Origin of the sequence: Novosphingobium mississippiense (genome assembly GCF_044029535.1) — a bacterium.
GTDB lineage: Bacteria > Pseudomonadota > Alphaproteobacteria > Sphingomonadales > Sphingomonadaceae > Novosphingobium.
The window spans coordinates 2,318,267-2,335,719 of sequence record NZ_CP147001.1 but is presented as its reverse complement, the minus strand read 5'-3'; the positions used below and the strand labels follow the sequence as shown (position 1 = coordinate 2,335,719).

Genomic DNA, 17,453 nt, shown 5'->3' with positions numbered 1-17,453 from the left:
CTGAGAAACCTCGTTACAAAGCTGCGTCACGCCCACGGGCTCGAGCCGGTCGCTCGGGGGCGGGCGATGCTTTCGGCATCGTTGAAAAGGCTGCACTTCTCTCCGCGTGAAAATCCGGAGCAAGGTGGATGCCTGAATTCACGACCGGTCCTATATTGACGAGGCAGGCGCTGCGCGCCTCATCGGGCGCACGCGCCGCAAGCCTTTTGGATTGCGGGAGTATGTCATGAGCGCAGACGAAGTGAAGGTCGCAGCACAAGCCCGGTCGGACGAAGGACCGGGGGGAGCGGCGCTTCAAGCAGCGATCGTCTCGCGCATCCGCGACTCGCTGTTGCCGGCAGAGGCCGATGGCGATTTCGGCTGGGTGGAAGGTGCCGCCCGTGTCCTGCTGACCGCTGCCGCGCGCCGCAAGCCCGGCACCGCGGTGATCGAGATGGCATCCACCAGCGATGAACGCCGCTATTTGCGCATCGCCCTGATCAACGACGACATGCCCTTCCTGGTCGATTCGGTCGCTTCCGCGATCGCCGACGTGGGGATGGTGATCGATCGCCTTGTCCACCCGGTGATCTCGGTGGAGCGCGACGATGAGGGCAGCCTGATCGCGCTGCCCGATGCCGGCACCGAAGGCGTGATGCGCGAATCGATGATCTATATCGAAACCGAGCGCGTCGATGCCCGCCAGCGCGGCGAACTGCATCGCCGGCTTGAGGAAACGCTGAAGGACGTGCGTGCCGCCGTGGCCGATTGGCCGCAGATGGTTGCCGCCATGACTGCCGATTCCGCGCAAGTCAGCGATGTGGAAGGCGCGGAGCTGCTGCGCTGGTTCGCCAGCGGCATGCTGACCCAGCTGGGCCACGTCACCCGTCGCCGCGATGGCAGCCATTCCGACCTGCTGGGCGTCTGCCGCCGGGGCGAGCCCGATCTGCTGTCCGAAGCCAGCTACCAGCGCGCGTTCGATGCATTCGACGGGCAACTGGCCGCCAACGACATTCGCGCGCCGATGGTCATCAAGGCCAACCGCATGGCCACCGTCCACCGCCGCGTGCCGATGGACCTGTTCCTGGTGCCGGTGCTGGAGGACGGCAAGGTTGCCGCGCTTTCGGTCCACGCCGGCATCTGGACCAGCGCCGCGCTGGCTGCCACGCCGGATCGCGTGCCGCGTCTGCGCACGCTGCTGGCAGGTATGGGCGCCAAGCTGGGCCTCGACCCCACCGGCCACACCGGCAAGGCGCTGGCCCATGCACTGACCAGCCTGCCGCATGACCTTGTCCTTGGTCTGGACGAAGCCGACGTGGAACGTCTGGCCACGACGATGAGCAGCCTGGTCGATCGTCCGCGTCCGCGCCTGATCGTCACCAGTTCGCCGCTGTCGCGCCACCTTTTCGCTTTCGTGTGGATCACGCGCGACACGCTTTCGACGCAGATGCGCAAGCGTATCCAGACGCTGATCGAGGAAGCCGCGCAGGCACCGACGCTCGACTGGGCGCTGACGGTCGAGGCGGGCAACCTGGTCATGATGCGCTACACGTTGGACATTCGCGACGGTGCGCAGGCGCTGGACGAAGGCGCGCTGGACAACCGCCTGCAGGTGATGCTGCGTGGCTGGGGAGAGGCGGTGGAAGCCGCGCTGGGTCAGGCGCTGGAGCCGGCACGCGCCGCCGCAATCGCCGCGCGCTATGCCGATGCCTTCCCGATGGCCTATCGCAGTGATTACGGTCCGGCCGAAGCCGCGATCGACATCGCCCACATGCGCAAGATCGTGATCGGCGAAGCGGCCGAGGGTGAGCGCTTCCAGGGCCATCGCGACGTGCGCCTCTATGCGCATGACAGCGATGCCGACGGCCAGTTGCGCCTGAAGATCTATCAGGCGGAAGGCAGTCTGCCGCTGTCCGACGCGGTGCCGGCGCTGGAGAACTTCGGATTCCGTGTGCTCTCTGAAATGCCGACGCCGCTGGAAAAGGGCCGCATCGGCACGATTCACGATTTCACCCTGGCGCTTCCCGCCGGGCGTGACGCGTCGGACGTGCTGAAACTTTCGGCGATGATCGAGGATGCGCTGGGCGGCGTGCTCAACGGCTTGGGCGAAGACGATCCGTTCAACCGCCTCGTCCCCGGCCTGGGCCTTTCCAAGCGCGAGGCGAACTGGCTGCGCGCCTGGTATCGCTATCTGCGCCAAGCCGGCAGCAACTTCGGCATCGGCACCGTGGTCGACGCGCTGCAGGGCGCGCCACGCGTGACGCTGGGCCTGATCGACCTGTTCCGCGCGATCCACGATCCGGAATTCGCCGGGGACCGCAACGTCGCCAAGGCGGCTGCGCAAGAGGCGATCCGTGAAGGGCTGGCCGGCGTCAGCGCGATCAACGACGACCGCCTGCTGCGCGCCTATCGCGATCTGGTCGGCGCGATGCTGCGCACCAATGCCTTCGTCCCCGCGGGCCAGTTGGCGCTGGCGTTCAAGCTCGATTCCGCACTGGTGCCGGGCCTGCCGAAGCCGCTGCCGTGGCGCGAGATCTTCGTCTATTCGCGCCGGGTGGAAGGCATCCACTTGCGTGCCGGGCCGGTGGCGCGCGGTGGCCTGCGCTGGTCCGACCGTCGCGACGATTATCGCACCGAAATCCTGGGCCTTATGAAGGCGCAGCGCGTGAAGAACGCCGTGATCGTGCCGACCGGCGCCAAGGGCGGTTTCTATCCCAAGCAGCTTCCCGACGCCGCGCTGGACCGCGCCGGCTGGGCCGCCGAAGGGCAGGCGAGCTACGAGATCTTCATCTCCACGCTGCTGTCGATCACCGACAATATCCATGACACCACCGTCATCCATCCCGAAGGCGTGGTGATCCTTGATGGCGAGGACCCCTACTTCGTCGTCGCGGCGGACAAGGGCACGGCCAAGTTCTCCGACGTGGCCAACGGCATCGCGGAATCGCACGGCTTCTGGCTGGACGACGCCTTCGCCAGCGGCGGTTCCAACGGATACGACCACAAGGCGATGGGTATCACCGCCAAGGGTGCGTGGCTCTCCGTCCAGCGCCACTTCCTGGAGCAGGGCGTGGACGTGCAGGTCGATCCCGTGCGTGTCGTCGGTTGCGGTGACATGTCGGGCGACGTGTTCGGCAACGGTATGCTGCTGTCGAAGGCGCTCAAGATCGTGGCGGCGTTCGACCATCGCCACATCTTCCTTGATCCCAATCCCGATCCAGCGGCCAGCTGGGCAGAGCGCAAGCGCCTGTTCGACCTGCCGCATTCGAGCTGGGACGACTATGACAAGACGCTGATCTCGCAGGGCGGCGGCGTGTTCTCGCGCAAGTCGAAGTCGATCCCGCTGACACCGGAAGTGCGCGAGGCGCTGGGCATTTCCGCCACCGAACTCGATCCGGATTCGCTGATCTCCGCGATCCTCTGGGCCAAGGTGGACCTGCTGTGGTTCGGCGGCATCGGCACTTATGTGAAGGCCTCCAGCGAGAACAATGCCGTTGTGGGCGATCCCGCCAACGATACCTTGCGCGTCAGCGCCAACGAGGTTGGCGCGCGGGTGATCGGCGAGGGCGCCAACCTTGGCGTCACCCAGGCCGGCCGCATCGAGTTCGCCGCGCGCGGCGGGCGCATCAATGCCGACTTCATCGACAATTCGGCGGGCGTCGACTGCTCGGATAACGAGGTGAACATCAAGATCGCCCTTGCCGCTGCCAAGCGGGCCGGGGCGCTGACCGAACCGCAGCGCGTGGAACTGCTGGCGCAGATGACGGACGAGGTTGCGCATCTGGTGCTGGAGGATAACCGCCTTCAGGCTCTGGCGCTCTCCATCGCGGAACGTGGCGGTGCTTCCGCCATGCCGGCGCAGGTGCGTTTGATCGAAACGCTGGAGGAAGGCGGCAATCTGGACCGCCGGACCGAGGGCTTGGCCGATAACGAAGTGCTGGCCCGTCGGGCGCAGGACGGCCGCGGGCTGACCCGGCCGGAACTGGCGGTGCTGCTCTCCAGCGGCAAGCTGGTGCTGCAGGACGCGATCGAGAGGAGCGACCTTGCGGCAGACCAGAGCCTGCAGGCGCTGCTGCTCGCCTCCTTCCCGAAGCCGATGCAGGATCGTTTTGCCTCCTTCATCGAAGGGCACCGTCTTGCTGGCGAAATCATCGCCACCAAGCTGGCGAACCGCATCGTCAATCGTCTGGGCATCGTCCATCCCTTCGAACTGGCGGAGGAAGAGGGCGCGGAACTGGCGCAAGTGGCGGCAGCCTTCGCGCTGGCCGTGCAACTGTTCGACCTCGACACGCTGTGGACGCGCCTTGAAACCGCGCCGATGAGCGAAGGCGCCCGCATTGCGCTGTTCGCCAAGGTGGCCGTCGCCGTGCGCAGTCACATGGCGGATCTGCTGCGTGCCGGTGCGGGCCGCATCGCGCCGACCGAACTGATCGCGCGGATCGGCCAGCAGGTGGCCGCGCTTTCGGTGGATACCGAGGAACTGCTGGGCGAACGCGTGGCGCAGCATTCGCACCGCCTGCGCGATGGCCTGCTGGAACTGGGCGCGCCGGAGGCTGAGGCGGTCATGGTCGCGGGTCTCTACGATCTTGATGGCGCTGTCGGCATTGCCGACCTCGCTGCCGAAACCGGGATCGACGCACGCCGTCTGGTCGGGGCTTTCTCGCGCATCGGCGCAGGGCTGGGGCTCGACTGGGCGCAGGCCAATGCGGCCACGATGAACCCGTCGGATCCGTGGGAGCGCCTGCTGGTTGCCGGCCTTGCGCGCGATTTCCAGCAGATGCGTCTGGACTTCCTCAAGACGCTGGCGCGCACGGAAACCGGCAAGGCCGACCCTGCCGCCGCTGCCGAGGAATGGGGGCGCACGCACACTGCCGCGATCCGCACGTTCCGCAGCATGGTGCAGCGTGCGGAAAAGACCGTGCCGCTGACCCCGGCCATGCTGGCGCAGATCGCCAGCCAGGCGCGGAACCTGCTTGGTCGATAAGTCGGGCCGATAAATTGAGACACTGATGCATGGAGAGGGGGCCTTTGGGCTCCCTCTTTTGTTTTGGGTGGAGAGTCTGGCCTGGGCCTTGAGCGTTTTCCAATCAGGTGGAATCACCTGATGACTCGGAAAACGCGATAAACCAAAATCTTAGAGCAGTTGATCCGATGCAATCGGATCGGAAACTGCTCTAGCCGACTGGCGGCGCCACTCTACGGGCCACGGTGCGCGCGATCGTCGGGCCGAGCAGCAGGATCGCGAACATCCGCATCGTCTGCATCGTCATCACGAAGCCCATGTCCACCGGCGAATTCGCGGCGATGATTGCGATGGAGTCCATGCCGCCCGGGCTCGTCGCCAGATAGGCGGTGGCCAGACTGACATGCGCGATCCGCGTCAACAGCAGGGCCAGCAGGAAGCAGGCCGTCATCATCGCCGCGATCGAGGCGACCACGGCCGGCAGCGCCCGGCGGGCGCGCTCCACCGTCTCCCGCGTGAAACGCATGCCGATGCCCCAGCCGACGATCATGTAGGCCATTGCCATCAGCAGCGGCGGAAACTCGAAACCGCCGACAAAGCCGAAGGCTTGCAGGATGCAACCGATCACCATCGGCCCAAGGATGTTCGGCGCGGGCAAACGCACCAGTCGCCCGCCCACCGCGCCGGCGCCGGCGACCGCCAGCGTGGTGGCCAGGCCATGCAGATCGACCGGCCCGAGCCAGTCCATCCCCGGTCGGATCGCATGGCCGCCGCTGCCGGACCCGAGCAGCATGGCCAATGCCGAAGCACCCACCGCCACCATCAGCACGCGCAGATAGGTCATGAAGGCGACAAGGCGATGATCCTCGCCATAGTCCCGCGCCATGATGACCATGGCGGTGGCCAGCCCCGGCGCGGAACCCCAGACTGCCACCGCGCCGGGCAGCACTTTCAGCCGCGCCAACAGAAACCCTGCGCCATAGGCAACGAACAGCGTGGCGACCGAAACGAAGACGAAGATCGGCCATTCCGCCATGAACCGCGGCAGCAGGTCCGGGCCGAAGGAAGAGGCGATCAGGCAGCCGATCAGCGATTGCGAGGCCGCGAACATCACCGGAGGCGTTGCGAGCGGTGCACCCCTGGTGGCGAAGAGGATTGCCGCCAGCATCGGCCCCAGCAATTGCCCGGCCGGCAGCCCCAGCCACTCCAGCCCGCCGGCCAGCACAACTGAAAGCACCATCAGCAGCAGCCGGCGCAACGGGGCAGGGCGGGTGGCGAGGTTCAAGGGCATTACTCCAGTGGCGCTATTCCAGAGGAAGGGCGTGCGATTCCTTGACCGCTTCCAGCACGATGATCGACTTAACGTCGCGCACGCCGGGAATGCGCAGCAGCGTCTTGAGCGTAATCTGTGACAGGTGATCGACGTTGCGGGCGATGACATGGACCAGATAGTCCATGTCCCCGGTCACCGCATTGCAGGCGATCACATAGGGATGCTCGCGGATCGCCTGTTCGAAGCTCTGGATGATCTCGTCCACATGGGCGTTGAGGTTGATCAGCACGTAGGCTTCCAGTTCGAACCCCAGCTTGCGCGGGTCCAGCACCGGCACGTAACCGCGGATCACGCCTTCATCCTCCAACCGCTTGATGCGGCGGCTGACGGGCGTGGCGGACAGGGCGGCACGCTCTGCGACCTGGGCGACCGGCATGCGCGCATCTTCCAGCAAGGCGGCGACGATCCTGCGGTCAAATTCGTCGATCTGCATGAATCACCTTTCTGGCCTTATGTTTTTGGTGAAAGTCACCAATAGCATGGCAAATCCAGCGCGCAATCGCACGGAACTGACGCCGGCGCCGTGCTATTCTTCCCAACACATGAAGACGCCGTGCACCGAAACATCCACAAGCGGCCTTCGGGGAGAGTACGAAGGCGCGGCTGACGACTATACCGTCGGCCAGCACTGGCATGCCTATACCCCGGAGATGCACGACCGTTGGCGCCGCCTCTATGCGCGCCAGTCGGCGCTGGTCGAAACGCATGCTTGCGCCGCGTTCCGCGAAGGGCTTGCGCGTCTGGACTGCGCCGATGGCATTCCCCGGTTCGAGGATGCCAACGCCATTCTCCAGCCGGCGACGGGTTGGACGCTGGTGGGCGTGCCCGGCTTCATTCCCGATGCCGTGTTTTTCGACCACCTGGCCCATCGCCGCTTCCCGGTAACGCGCTGGCTGCGTGAGGAGCATGAGCTGGACTATCTGGTCGAGCCGGACATCTTTCATGATTTCTTCGGCCATGTGCCGATGCTGCTCGACCCCACGATCGCCGATTTCCTGGAGCTTTACGGCAAGGCCGGCGAACGGGCGATGGCGATGGACGCGCTGCCGATGCTGGCGCGGATCTACTGGTACACGATCGAGTTCGGGCTCGTCCGGGAAAATGGCGGCCTGCGGGTGTTCGGCGCCGGTATCATCTCATCCTCCGGAGAGACCCGCTATTCGCTGGAAGATCGCGATGTGCTGCGCCTGCCGTTCGAGGCGGTCCGCGTGATGCGCACCGGTTACATGATCGATTCCTTCCAGAAGACCTATTTCGTCCTCGAAAGCCTGCCCCAGTTGATCGAGGACCTCGTCGGGCTGGATTTCGGCCCGGTCTACGAAAACTGGCGCGCTGAGACGCCGATCCCCGCCGGCGCACTGCTGTCCGGCGAAGCCCCCTTCGGAGAACTGACCCCATGACCGATATCTTCGACAATCCCATCGGCCTCGATGGCTTCGAATTCGTCGAATTCTCCGCGCCGGAAAAGGGCGTGCTGGAACCGGTGTTCGAAGCGATGGGCTTCACGAAGATCGCCCGTCACCGTTCGAAGGACGTGGAGCTTTGGCGCCAGGGCGGCATCAACTTCATCACCAATTACGAGCCGCACAGCCCGGCATGGTTCTTCAGCCGCGAGCATGGCCCCTCGGCCTGCGGCATGGGCTTTCGCGTGCGGGACGCCCGCGCGGCCTATGCCGAACTGCTCGCGCGTTCGGCCGAGCCGATCCAGGTCGCGACCGGCCCGATGGAACTGCATCTTCCCGGCATTCGCGGCATCGGCAATTCGATCATCTATCTGATCGATCGCTACGAGCGGAACGGAGATGGCGCGTTGTCGATCTACGATATCGACTTCGAATACCTGTCGGGCGTGGACCGTCATCCGGTGGGCGCGGGCTTCGACCTGATCGATCACCTGACCCACAACGTCTATGGCGGCCGCATGGCCTATTGGGCGGATTACTACGAGAAGCTCTTCAACTTCCGCGAGATCCGCTACTTTGACATCAAGGGCGAATATACCGGCCTCACCTCCAAGGCGCTGACCGCGCCGGACGGCAAGATTCGCATTCCGCTCAACGAGGAAGCCGAAGGCGGAAAGGGCCAGATCGACGAATTCCTCCGCGCCTTCAATGGCGAGGGCATCCAGCACATCGCGCTGATCTGCGACGATCTCGTGGGTGCATGGGACAAGCTCAAGGCGCTGGGCGTGCCGTTCATGACCGCGCCGCCGGAAACCTATTACGAGATGCTTGACGAGCGTCTGCCCGGCCACGGTGAACCGGCTGATGAATTGAAGATGCGCGGCATCCTGCTCGACGGCACGACGGATGAAGGCCAGCCCCGCTTGCTGCTCCAGATTTTCGCCGAAGCGCGCGTCGGGCCGGTGTTCTTCGAATTCATCCAGCGCAAGGGTGACGACGGTTTCGGGAACGGAAACTTCAAGGCGCTGTTCGAAAGCATGGAGCGCGACCAGATCCGCCGCGGCGTGCTGAAGGTGGAAGAGCCCGCCGAATAAACGAGGTTGGGAGAGACGGGCAGGCCCTCGCAGGCTCGCCCGCAATTCCCGGGAGATTGAAGATGACTGATCAGAGCCCCAAGGCAGTCCCACAACTGGGCGGCATCCATCATGTCGCCTACCGCTGCCGCGACGCCAAGGAGACCGTCGATTTCTACCGCGATGTGATGGGCATGGATTTCATGCTCGCCATTGCCGAGGACAACGTGCCCTCCACCGGCGCGCCCGATCCCTACATGCATGTCTTCATGGACTGCGGTGGCGGCAACGTGCTGGCGTTCTTCGAACTGCCGAACTCGCCCGATATGGGCCGGGACGAGGCGACGCCGGCCTGGGTGCAGCACATCGCCTTCAAGGTGGAGAGCGAGGAGGGGTTGCTGGCGGCCAAGGACCGGGCCGAGGCGCGCGGTCTTCAGGTGATCGGGCCGATCCATCATGGCGTGTTCAAGTCGATCTACTTCTTCGATCCCAACGGTCACCGTCTCGAACTCGCCTGGCAATTCGGCACGTCCAGCCAGATGGCGCAGTTGAAGGCCGTGGCGGACGACATGCTGGAGGAATGGTCGCGCACCAAGCGCGCGCCCCGTCATGCGGCCTGGCTGCACGAGAAGATCGCGGCGGAGTCGTAAGGCCGTGCGCCTCCACGGCTACTGGCGTAGCTCCACCAGCTATCGCCTGCGGATAGCCCTGAACCTGAAGGGGCTGGAATACGAGCAGGTTCCCGTGAACCTGCTGAGCGCGGAGCAGCGCTCCGGGGAATATCGCCGCCTCAACCCCTTCGGTGGTGTTCCCCTGCTGGAGTTCGACGGGCGCACTTATGCGCAGTCGATGGCGATACTGGAGTGGCTCGACGAGCGCTTTCCGGATCGCCCGCTGCTTCCGCGCGATACCGAGGATCGCTTCGTCTCCCGCGAACTTGCGATGGCGATCGCGACCGAGCTTCACGCCCCGCTGAACCTGCCGGTGCTGCAATATCTCAAGCACGATCTCGGCCATTCGCAGGATCAGGTGGACGCCTGGTATCGCCATTGGCTGGCCCGCACGTTCGAGGGGCTGGAAGCGCGCTTGGCCGAGCGCGGCGCGGGTGATTTCCTGTTCGATGCACCGGGATTGTTCGAATGCGTGCTGGTGCCGCAATTCTACAATGCGCGGCGTTTCGAATTGGATCTGTCAGCCTATCCCGGCCTCGTGCGGATCGACAATGCCTGCTCCGATGTGCCGGCGTTCATGGCCGCGCATCCGAACAACCAGCCCGATAGCAACTGATCAACGGCAGAACTTGGCGCCATCGCCTTCCAGATGGAAGTGGTTGGCATGGGCAGAATTGTAGTCCGGACCCAAGGTCGTGCCGAAGCGCTTGCAGGCGCTGTCGTGGACCACGCGCAGGAAGCGGCGCTCGGCAGGGGTGCCGCCGTTCCAGTCCTCCAGCACGGTGACGCGGCGGCCATCGGCCAGCACGAAGCCGGACACGTCGATGGCGTTCGCTATGGCATGGCCCGACCGCCGCGCGGTTCCGGCGACGTTGCGGCAGTTGTAGCTGCCATAGGTCTCGATGCTGATGATCCGGCTTCCCAGGATCTGCTGCGCCGCGCGGTCCACGCCGAACCGTGCCCATGCCGCGAACGGCGTTGCCGTCGTGCAAGTGACCGGACCGAGGTTGGTGACGCTGACGGTCGCGCTGTCGGTGTTGAGGCCTGAGAGCTTCACGGTGCCCACGGTCGAGCAGCCGCTGCCGTAATACCTGTCCGCCACGGGCGAGAACACGGCATGTTGCGCGCCCAGCATGGCCATGCATTGCCGCGTTTCCGGGGAAACGGGCGGAGCGGCCGGGCGCGAGGTTTGCGATGGTTGCCGTTGCGGCTTTTCGCGCTCGCCACCCACGCAGGCGCCAAGCACCGCGATCAGGGGCAGCGTAACTATCAGTCGGGGGAGGGCTTTCATGGTCCCGCCTAGCATCCGATCCTTTCGTGAACCTCAGATTAGCTTCCCGGCATGTGCCTCTGGAATCGGCCGAGTTGAGTTTTCCACTGGCGATTGCCGGCATCCGATGGCGGAAATTCGTGGAAGATCGCTGCGGCGTAACGATCTGGCGCAAGTCGCCGGAGAATCGTTTGACAAATTTCCCTGCCTCTTTAGACGCGGCTCCGGGCCACGCGGTCCCAACGCCGCGCGTGCTCTCTGTAAGGAGAGTCAGAAATGACTGATATTATTAGCGTACCCGCGCGCAAACCTGCGCGTCCGCATTTCTCTTCCGGTCCTTGCGCCAAGCCGCCCGGATATGCCCCCGAAAAACTGAATACCGAAGCCCTCGGCCGCTCGCACCGCGCCAAGATCGGCAAGACGCGCCTTGCGTACTGCATCGATCTGATGCGCGAAGTTCTGCAGCTGCCCGACACGCATCGCATCGGTATCGTTCCCGGTTCGGACACCGGCGCCTTCGAGATGGCCATGTGGACCATGCTTGGCGCCCGCGGCGTGACTGCGCTGGCCTGGGAAAGCTTCGGTGAGGGCTGGGTTACCGACGCCGTCAAGCAGCTGAAGCTGGAACCCACCGTGTTCCGCGCCGATTACGGCCAGCTGCCCGACCTCGACAAGATCGACTGGTCCGACGACGTGCTCTTCACCTGGAACGGCACCACTTCGGGCGTGCGCGTTCCGGACGCCAACTGGATCCCGGCTGACCGTGAGGGCCTGTCTTTCGCAGACGCCACCTCGGCGGTCTTCGCCTACGATATCGACTGGTCCAAGATCGACGTTGCCACCTTCTCCTGGCAGAAGGTGCTGGGCGGCGAAGGCGGCCACGGCGTGCTGATCCTCGGCCCCCGCGCCGTCGAACGCCTTGAAAACTACACCCCGGCCTGGCCGCTTCCCAAGGTGTTCCGCCTTGTCTCGAAGGGCAAGCTGGCAGAGGGCGTGTTCAAGGGCGAAACCATCAATACCCCCTCGATGCTCGCTGTCGAGGACGCGATCTTTGCTCTGGAATGGGCCAAGGGTCTGGGCGGTCTCGAAGGGCTGAAGGCCCGTTCGAACGCCAATGCCCATGCGCTGGACAAGATCGTGGCCGAGCGTGACTGGCTTTCGCACCTTGCGGTCGACAGTGGCACCCGCTCCAAGACCTCGGTCTGCCTCTCCGTCGAAGGCGCCGATGCCGACTTCATCAAGAAGTTCGCAGCGCTCCTCGAAAAGGAAGGCGCGGCCTACGACGTCGCCGGATACCGCGATGCCCCTCCGGGCCTGCGCATCTGGTGCGGCGCGACCGTGGACACGGCCGACGTAGAAGCGTTGGGACCGTGGCTCGACTGGGCTTACGCGACCGTCAAGGCCGGCTGAGCCAGCCCGCAATACCATAAATGGCGTCGCCCCCGCGCAGGCGGGGGCCCCGCTTTCCTTCCTTCCGCCCGACGCCCGAGCTGCGTTCGACGAGCGGACCCCCGCAAGACGCGGGGATGACGATAAGGGAACAAGACCATGACCAAGCCCCGCGTCCTCATTTCGGACAAGATGGACCCCAACGCCGCCCGTATCTTTGAGATCCGCGGCTGCGACGTAGACGTCATCACCGGCGAAACGCCCGAACAGCTGATCGCCCGCATCGGCGATTATGATGGCCTTGCCATCCGCTCGTCGACCAAGGTCACCAAGGAAATCCTCGCTGCCGCGAAGAACCTGAAGGTGATCGGCCGCGCCGGCATCGGCGTCGACAACGTCGATATCCCGGCCGCTTCGGCCCAGGGCGTCGTCGTGATGAACACGCCGTTCGGCAACTCGATCACCACCGCCGAACACGCCATCGCCATGATTTTCGCGCTGGCCCGCCAGATTCCCGAAGCCAACGCGCAGACCCAGCAGGGCCTGTGGCCGAAGAACGGCTTCATGGGCGTTGAAGTCACCGGCAAGACCCTCGGCCTGATCGGTGCCGGCAACATCGGCTCGATCGTCGCCAGCCGCGCGCTGGGCCTGAAGATGAAGGTCGTCGCGTTCGATCCGTTCCTCACCCCGGAACGCGCCGTCGAAATGGGCGTGGAGAAGGCCGATCTCGACACCCTGCTCGAGAAGGCGGACTTCATCACGCTGCACACCCCGCTGACCGACCAGACCCGCAACATCCTCTCGGCCGAGAACCTGGCCAAGACCAAGAAGGGCGTGCGTATCGTCAATTGCGCGCGCGGCGGCCTGATCGACGAAGCCGCGCTGAAGACCATGCTCGACAGCGGCCACGTCGCCGGTGCCGCGCTCGACGTGTTCCAGACCGAGCCCGCCAAGGACTCGCCGCTGTTCGGCACGCCGAACTTCATCTGCACCCCGCACCTCGGCGCCTCGACCACCGAAGCGCAGGTCAACGTGGCGCTTCAGGTTGCCGAGCAGCTGGCCGACTTCCTGGTCAACGGCGGCGTCACCAACGCGCTGAACATGCCGTCGCTCTCGGCCGAGGAAGCGCCGAAGCTGAAGCCCTACATGAAGCTGGCCGAAATGCTGGGTTCGATGGTCGGCCAGCTGACCCGCGATTCGGTTCCCCGGATCTCGATCCACGTCGAAGGCGCTGCTGCCGAACTGAACCAGAAGCCGATCACTGCTGCCGTGCTGGCCGGTTTCATGCGCGTCCAGTCGGACACGGTGAACATGGTCAATGCGCCGTTCCTCGCCAAGGAGCGCGGCCTTGAAGTGCGCGAAGTGAAGACCGAGCGTGAGGGTGATTACCACACGCTGATCCGCGTCTCGGTGAAGACCGAAGCGGGCGAGCGTTCGGTTGCCGGCACGCTGTTCAACAATGTCGAGCCGCGTCTGGTCGAACTGTTCGGCATCAAGGTCGAAGCCGAACTGGACGGCCACATGATGTACATCGTGAACGAGGACGCACCGGGCTTCATCGGCCGCATCGGCACCCTGCTGGGCGAGAACGCGATCAACATCGGCACCTTCAACCTCGGCCGCCGCGAGGCCGGCGGCGAGGCAGTGCTGCTGCTCTCGGTCGACAGCGCCGTGCCGGAGGAAGTCCTGAAGGCGGCCACCGCGCTTCCGGGCGTGAAGACGGTCAAGGCGCTCAAGTTCGTCTGATCCGGCGCATTCAAAGCTCTCAACGGAAGGGGCCGGCATCTTCGGGTGCCGGCCCTTTTTCATTGGGAGCAAAACCGCTTGTCGTCCTGCTGGCGCCAAGGCATGTCGACGGGATGGCGGAATTTGAAAGCCTCGACAACGAGGACGATTGGGACGAGGGCTTTGCCGAAGACCTTGTTGGTTGCACTCTTCTTGCGGGCCTGACCTACGTCGATTACGACGATGCACTGATCCGGCGACGGCAGGTTTTCGGCAAGGTTGAAACGGTCGACCGGGATGATGGTATCGTTCTGCGCTGTTTTTCCAGCAATGAATCGGTAGTGCTCGCCCCGATCCTGAACGCGATCCACCCTGCCGAAGCGGGCATCTACCAGCTTTCCGACGCAGACGAAGCTGTCGAAAATCCTGACTTCACGATCTTGCTGACTGTGCGTAGCCCCGCCCGCAACTGACGGACGAGGTGGGCGCCGGATCACACAGGTTATGGCTGTGTCGGCGGGGGCATAGGGGGCATGTCCCCGCGCGGAGGTATTCTGCCCGGCCCGCCGCGCAAACCACCTTTGGGACGCAGTTCCTGCATGGAAAGGTAGCCGTCTTTGTCCGTATCCGCCGCGTCGAACTTCGCGCCTTCGTAGGCCAGCAGTTCTTCCAGCGAGACGCCGGCATCGTAGTTGGTATTGGCCTTGGCGATCACCGTTCCCGTGATCGGCTCGATCACCGCCGCCAGCATCCGGTCGTCGTCGTCCTTGCCGAACCGGGGCGTGATGGCGTCCGCAATCTGATCGCCGCTGTCTCCGAACGCGCTCCGTTCGTCAGAGGCTGCGGAGCCCATCTGCTTCTGCCAGTTGGTGAATTCCGCCATGGAGATGGTGCCATCGCCATTGGCATCGATCTTGGTGAAGCGCGCCTTGATCGCGGCGTCACGGCGTGCGTCGATGTAGGCGTGGAATTCGTCTAGCGTCACCAGGCCGTTGCGATCGGTATCGGCTTCCTTGAACATCGCGGCGACGACCTTGTCGTAACGCTCGCGCGAGATCGGCTTGGGCATGCGCGGCCCGCCGCCGCTACCACCGGGGCCGCCCGGGCCCATGCCGCCGTGATGTCCACCACCGCCGCCGGGGCCGCCTTCATCGCCGCCTCCCATGCCGCCCATTCCGCCCATTCCTCCCATGTCGCCGCCCATCTGGGCATGGGCGGGGGTCTGCAACAGCAGGAGTGGAAGCACTATCAGGGCAATCTTGCGCATCGAGCTCTACCGATGTTGGCCGGGGGCAGGGCGCAGGGCGGGCAGGCTCGCAAAGGAGCCGCAGGCACGCCTGACGGTCCGGCCCCGGCAATGGATGGGGCTGTGAATTCGAATGTTCGTCCCGCCAGACGATGGCGGTGGAATAGCCCGATGGACCGGCAATGTTGACAGGAAATTTCACGCAAATTGTCGCAGCTATTCGTTTCGGTGCGACAATCGCACCGAAACCGCACCGCGCATTCGACATTCGGTGCCCGCCGGGCTAAGGGCGCCCTCGCTATGCAGGACAATGATCGCGATCTCTTGCCCGAAGGACTGGGCGACCGTCTTCAGCAGCAGGCCTGGGCCTCGCAAACCGTGCGCCGTGCCGCGCACGACGTGCTGGCCAGCCACGGCTACGAGCGTGTGGAGACGCCGCTGATCGAATTCGAGAAAGCGCTGGCCCATCGCATGGCCGGCGTGCAGGTGCGGCGCATGTTCCGCTTCGTCGATCCCGTTTCCATGCGGATGCTGGCGCTGCGTTCGGACATGACCGCGCAAGTGGCGCGCATTGCGGCTACCGGCCTGGCGGAAACGCCGCGTCCGCTGCGCCTGTCCTATTCGGGGCAGGTCTGCACCATCAAGGGGGACGGGCTCGATCCGCGCCGCGAGCGACTGCAGTTGGGCGCCGAACTGATCGGCACCGATTCGGTCGCTGCCGCGGCCGAGATCGTGGAACTGGCGATCGAGACGCTGACTGCCGCCGGTGCCACGGGCATCTCGGTCGATTTCACGATGCCCGATCTGGTCGATACGCTCTGTGCCGAAGCGCTGCCGCTGCCCGCCGCGAATATCGAGGCGGTGCGCCAGATGCTCGACGCCAAGGACGCGGGCGGTCTGGTGGACGTGGGTGGAGAGGCCTACCTCCCGCTGCTCTACGCCGTTGGTCCGTTCGACACCGCGATCGAGCGCCTGGCTGCGTTCGACGGCTCGGGCGCGCTTGCCAGCCGCATCGCCGGCCTGCGCGAGATTGCCGCGCGTGTCGCCGGCAAGGCACGGCTGACGCTGGACCCGTCGGAACGTCATGGCTTCGAATACCAGTCGTGGTTCGGCTTCATGATCTATGCTGAGGGCATCGCCGGAAGCCTTGGCCGTGGCGGTACCTATCGCATCCTTGGCCAGACCGGCCACCATCCGGAATCGGCCACGGGCTTCTCGCTCTATCCCGATCCGCTGGTGGACCTGCTGGCGGCGAAGGCGGAAGCGCCGCAGCGGCTGTTCCTGCCGCTGGGCCACGATGTCGCGCTGGCTGCGCGCCAACGTGCGGTGGGCTGGGTGACGGTGGCGGCGCTTGCGGAAAGCGACGATCCGGTGGCGCTGGGCTGTTCGCACGTGCTGCAGGGCGGAGAGGCCGTCGCGCTCTGACGCGCGGCCTTTAGGTCTATTTCCCGAACACGCGCGCCAGCCAGGCATCGACGGCGGGGGTGGCCGGGTAGTCCGGATCGCCCAGCCGGCGGTTGATTTCCATATGCCCGCGCAGGCCCTCTCCGGGGAACCCTTGGCGCTCGACCTTGGTGTTGGCGGCACGCAGCGCGGCCGCCAGCGCTTCGGCCTGTCGCACGCCGTCCGGCCGCTGGACATGGAGCAGCAGGAAGGCCGGCGCGTTCGGCGCGGCAGCCTGCAGAGTGGGGGAGAGCGCGCGCTGCCGGGCGGGGTCGGTGCCGAAGGCCTGCGCGTAAGTCTGCTGCATGATTCGCGGACCGTCCGCCATCTGCGCGGGCACGTCGTAAGCGGCGCCGTCGATCGGGATTACCCCGGCAATATCGACATAGGAAAGCCCGGCCTTGCGCAAATATCGCGGATCGGTGCCGACCAGCGCGACAAGTTGCGCGCCGGCGCTGTGGCCCATCAGCACGACTTTCCCGCGCGCAATTCCCAAGGCATCGGCCCGCTTGAGCAGCGCGGCGAGCGCATCGGCAATGTCCTGCGCCTGCTGCTCCACGCTTGCATCGGGCACCAGCCGATAGTTGACGCTGGCAAAGGCATATCCTTCGCCGGTGTAGTGGGCGACCTTGTACGGGCCAGTCGCGTTGTCCTTGTCGCCACGCTTCCACCCGCCGCCGTGAACGAAGACTATCAGCGGTGTCGGGCCTTTTCGGGCAGGCGATTTGGCAGCGGGCCAGAAATCCAGCGTTTGCAGGGCATTGGCGCCATAGCTGAGCGACGTCGTCTGGTCCTGCGCGGGAAGGGCGGTCGCGGTCACCATCAGCAGCGCGCCGATCAGCGAAAGGGCAGGTATCCGAGGCTTCAGCATGATCGCACGTTCCCATCGTCTTGCCTGCATGGTTTCCGTCACGATGCCGGGAGGCAAGCAATCAAGTGTAATGAACGGTAATCGCTG

The 17,453-nt window shown here is 65.1% G+C and carries 14 protein-coding genes; 9 read left to right on the top strand and 5 right to left on the bottom strand.

The window, feature by feature from the left end; translation table 11 throughout:
- Positions 1–226 precede the first annotated feature (226 nt).
- Positions 227–4,963: an NAD-glutamate dehydrogenase domain-containing protein gene (locus WBP06_RS11100; RefSeq protein ID WP_395327438.1), complete on the top strand. Its 4,737-nt coding sequence runs from the start codon at positions 227–229 to the stop codon at positions 4,961–4,963.
- 190 nt (positions 4,964–5,153) lie between these two features.
- Here WBP06_RS11100 and WBP06_RS11095 read toward each other — a convergent pair whose 3' ends face one another.
- Both WBP06_RS11095 and WBP06_RS11090 read right to left on the bottom strand, forming a co-directional pair.
- The gene (locus WBP06_RS11095; protein ID WP_395327436.1) at positions 5,154–6,227 is read right to left on the bottom strand and encodes an AbrB family transcriptional regulator; all 1,074 of its coding nucleotides are present in this window, start codon (positions 6,225–6,227) and stop codon (positions 5,154–5,156) included.
- Positions 6,228–6,246: 19 nt separating this feature from the next.
- Positions 6,247–6,708: an Lrp/AsnC family transcriptional regulator gene (locus tag WBP06_RS11090; protein WP_395327434.1), complete on the bottom strand. Its 462-nt coding sequence runs from the start codon at positions 6,706–6,708 to the stop codon at positions 6,247–6,249.
- A gap of 109 nt (positions 6,709–6,817) precedes the next feature.
- On the opposite strand from WBP06_RS11090, the gene phhA reads away from it, so the two are divergent.
- The 4 genes from phhA to maiA all read left to right on the top strand — a co-directional run bounded on the left by phhA (position 6,818) and on the right by maiA (position 10,038).
- Complete coding sequence (gene phhA / locus WBP06_RS11085) at positions 6,818–7,675, top strand: phenylalanine 4-monooxygenase (protein ID WP_395334130.1); 858 nt, start codon at positions 6,818–6,820, stop codon at positions 7,673–7,675.
- Positions 7,672–8,772 (top strand): 4-hydroxyphenylpyruvate dioxygenase, encoded by a 1,101-nt coding sequence (gene hppD, locus WBP06_RS11080; protein ID WP_395327432.1) that lies wholly within the window; start codon positions 7,672–7,674, stop codon positions 8,770–8,772. Before phhA ends, hppD begins: the two co-directional genes overlap by 4 nt.
- Positions 8,773–8,834: 62 nt before the next feature.
- Positions 8,835–9,401: a VOC family protein gene (locus tag WBP06_RS11075; protein WP_395327430.1), complete on the top strand. Its 567-nt coding sequence runs from the start codon at positions 8,835–8,837 to the stop codon at positions 9,399–9,401.
- A gap of 4 nt (positions 9,402–9,405) precedes the next feature.
- Positions 9,406–10,038, top strand: a complete 633-nt coding sequence (maiA, locus tag WBP06_RS11070) for a maleylacetoacetate isomerase (RefSeq protein ID WP_395327429.1) — start codon at positions 9,406–9,408, stop codon at positions 10,036–10,038.
- Here the strand turns inward: maiA and WBP06_RS11065 are convergent, their stop codons facing one another.
- Complete coding sequence (locus tag WBP06_RS11065; RefSeq protein ID WP_395327427.1) at positions 10,039–10,713, bottom strand: extensin family protein; 675 nt, start codon at positions 10,711–10,713, stop codon at positions 10,039–10,041.
- Between the two features lie 255 nt (positions 10,714–10,968).
- Between WBP06_RS11065 and WBP06_RS11060 the strand changes: the two genes are divergently transcribed.
- From WBP06_RS11060 to WBP06_RS11050, 3 genes are all read left to right on the top strand, one after another.
- The gene (locus WBP06_RS11060) at positions 10,969–12,102 is read left to right on the top strand and encodes a phosphoserine transaminase (RefSeq protein ID WP_132263928.1); all 1,134 of its coding nucleotides are present in this window, start codon (positions 10,969–10,971) and stop codon (positions 12,100–12,102) included.
- A gap of 138 nt (positions 12,103–12,240) precedes the next feature.
- Positions 12,241–13,827 carry a phosphoglycerate dehydrogenase gene (serA, locus tag WBP06_RS11055; protein WP_395327425.1) on the top strand — a complete coding sequence of 529 codons (1,587 nt, stop codon included), beginning with the start codon at positions 12,241–12,243 and terminating at the stop codon, positions 13,825–13,827.
- 113 nt (positions 13,828–13,940) lie between these two features.
- Positions 13,941–14,279, top strand: coding sequence for a hypothetical protein (locus WBP06_RS11050; RefSeq protein WP_395327423.1), 339 nt, complete (start codon positions 13,941–13,943; stop codon positions 14,277–14,279).
- 29 nt (positions 14,280–14,308) lie between these two features.
- On the opposite strand, the gene WBP06_RS11045 is transcribed toward WBP06_RS11050, so the two are convergent.
- On the bottom strand, positions 14,309–15,073 hold the full coding sequence (locus WBP06_RS11045; protein WP_395327422.1) for an EF-hand domain-containing protein: 765 nt from the start codon (positions 15,071–15,073) through the stop codon (positions 14,309–14,311).
- A 279-nt stretch (positions 15,074–15,352) separates the two neighbouring features.
- On the opposite strand from WBP06_RS11045, the gene WBP06_RS11040 reads away from it, so the two are divergent.
- Complete coding sequence (locus tag WBP06_RS11040; protein WP_395327421.1) at positions 15,353–16,477, top strand: ATP phosphoribosyltransferase regulatory subunit; 1,125 nt, start codon at positions 15,353–15,355, stop codon at positions 16,475–16,477.
- 16 nt (positions 16,478–16,493) lie between these two features.
- Here the strand turns inward: WBP06_RS11040 and WBP06_RS11035 are convergent, their stop codons facing one another.
- Positions 16,494–17,366, bottom strand: coding sequence for an alpha/beta hydrolase (locus WBP06_RS11035; protein ID WP_395327419.1), 873 nt, complete (start codon positions 17,364–17,366; stop codon positions 16,494–16,496).
- Positions 17,367–17,453 lie beyond the last annotated feature (87 nt).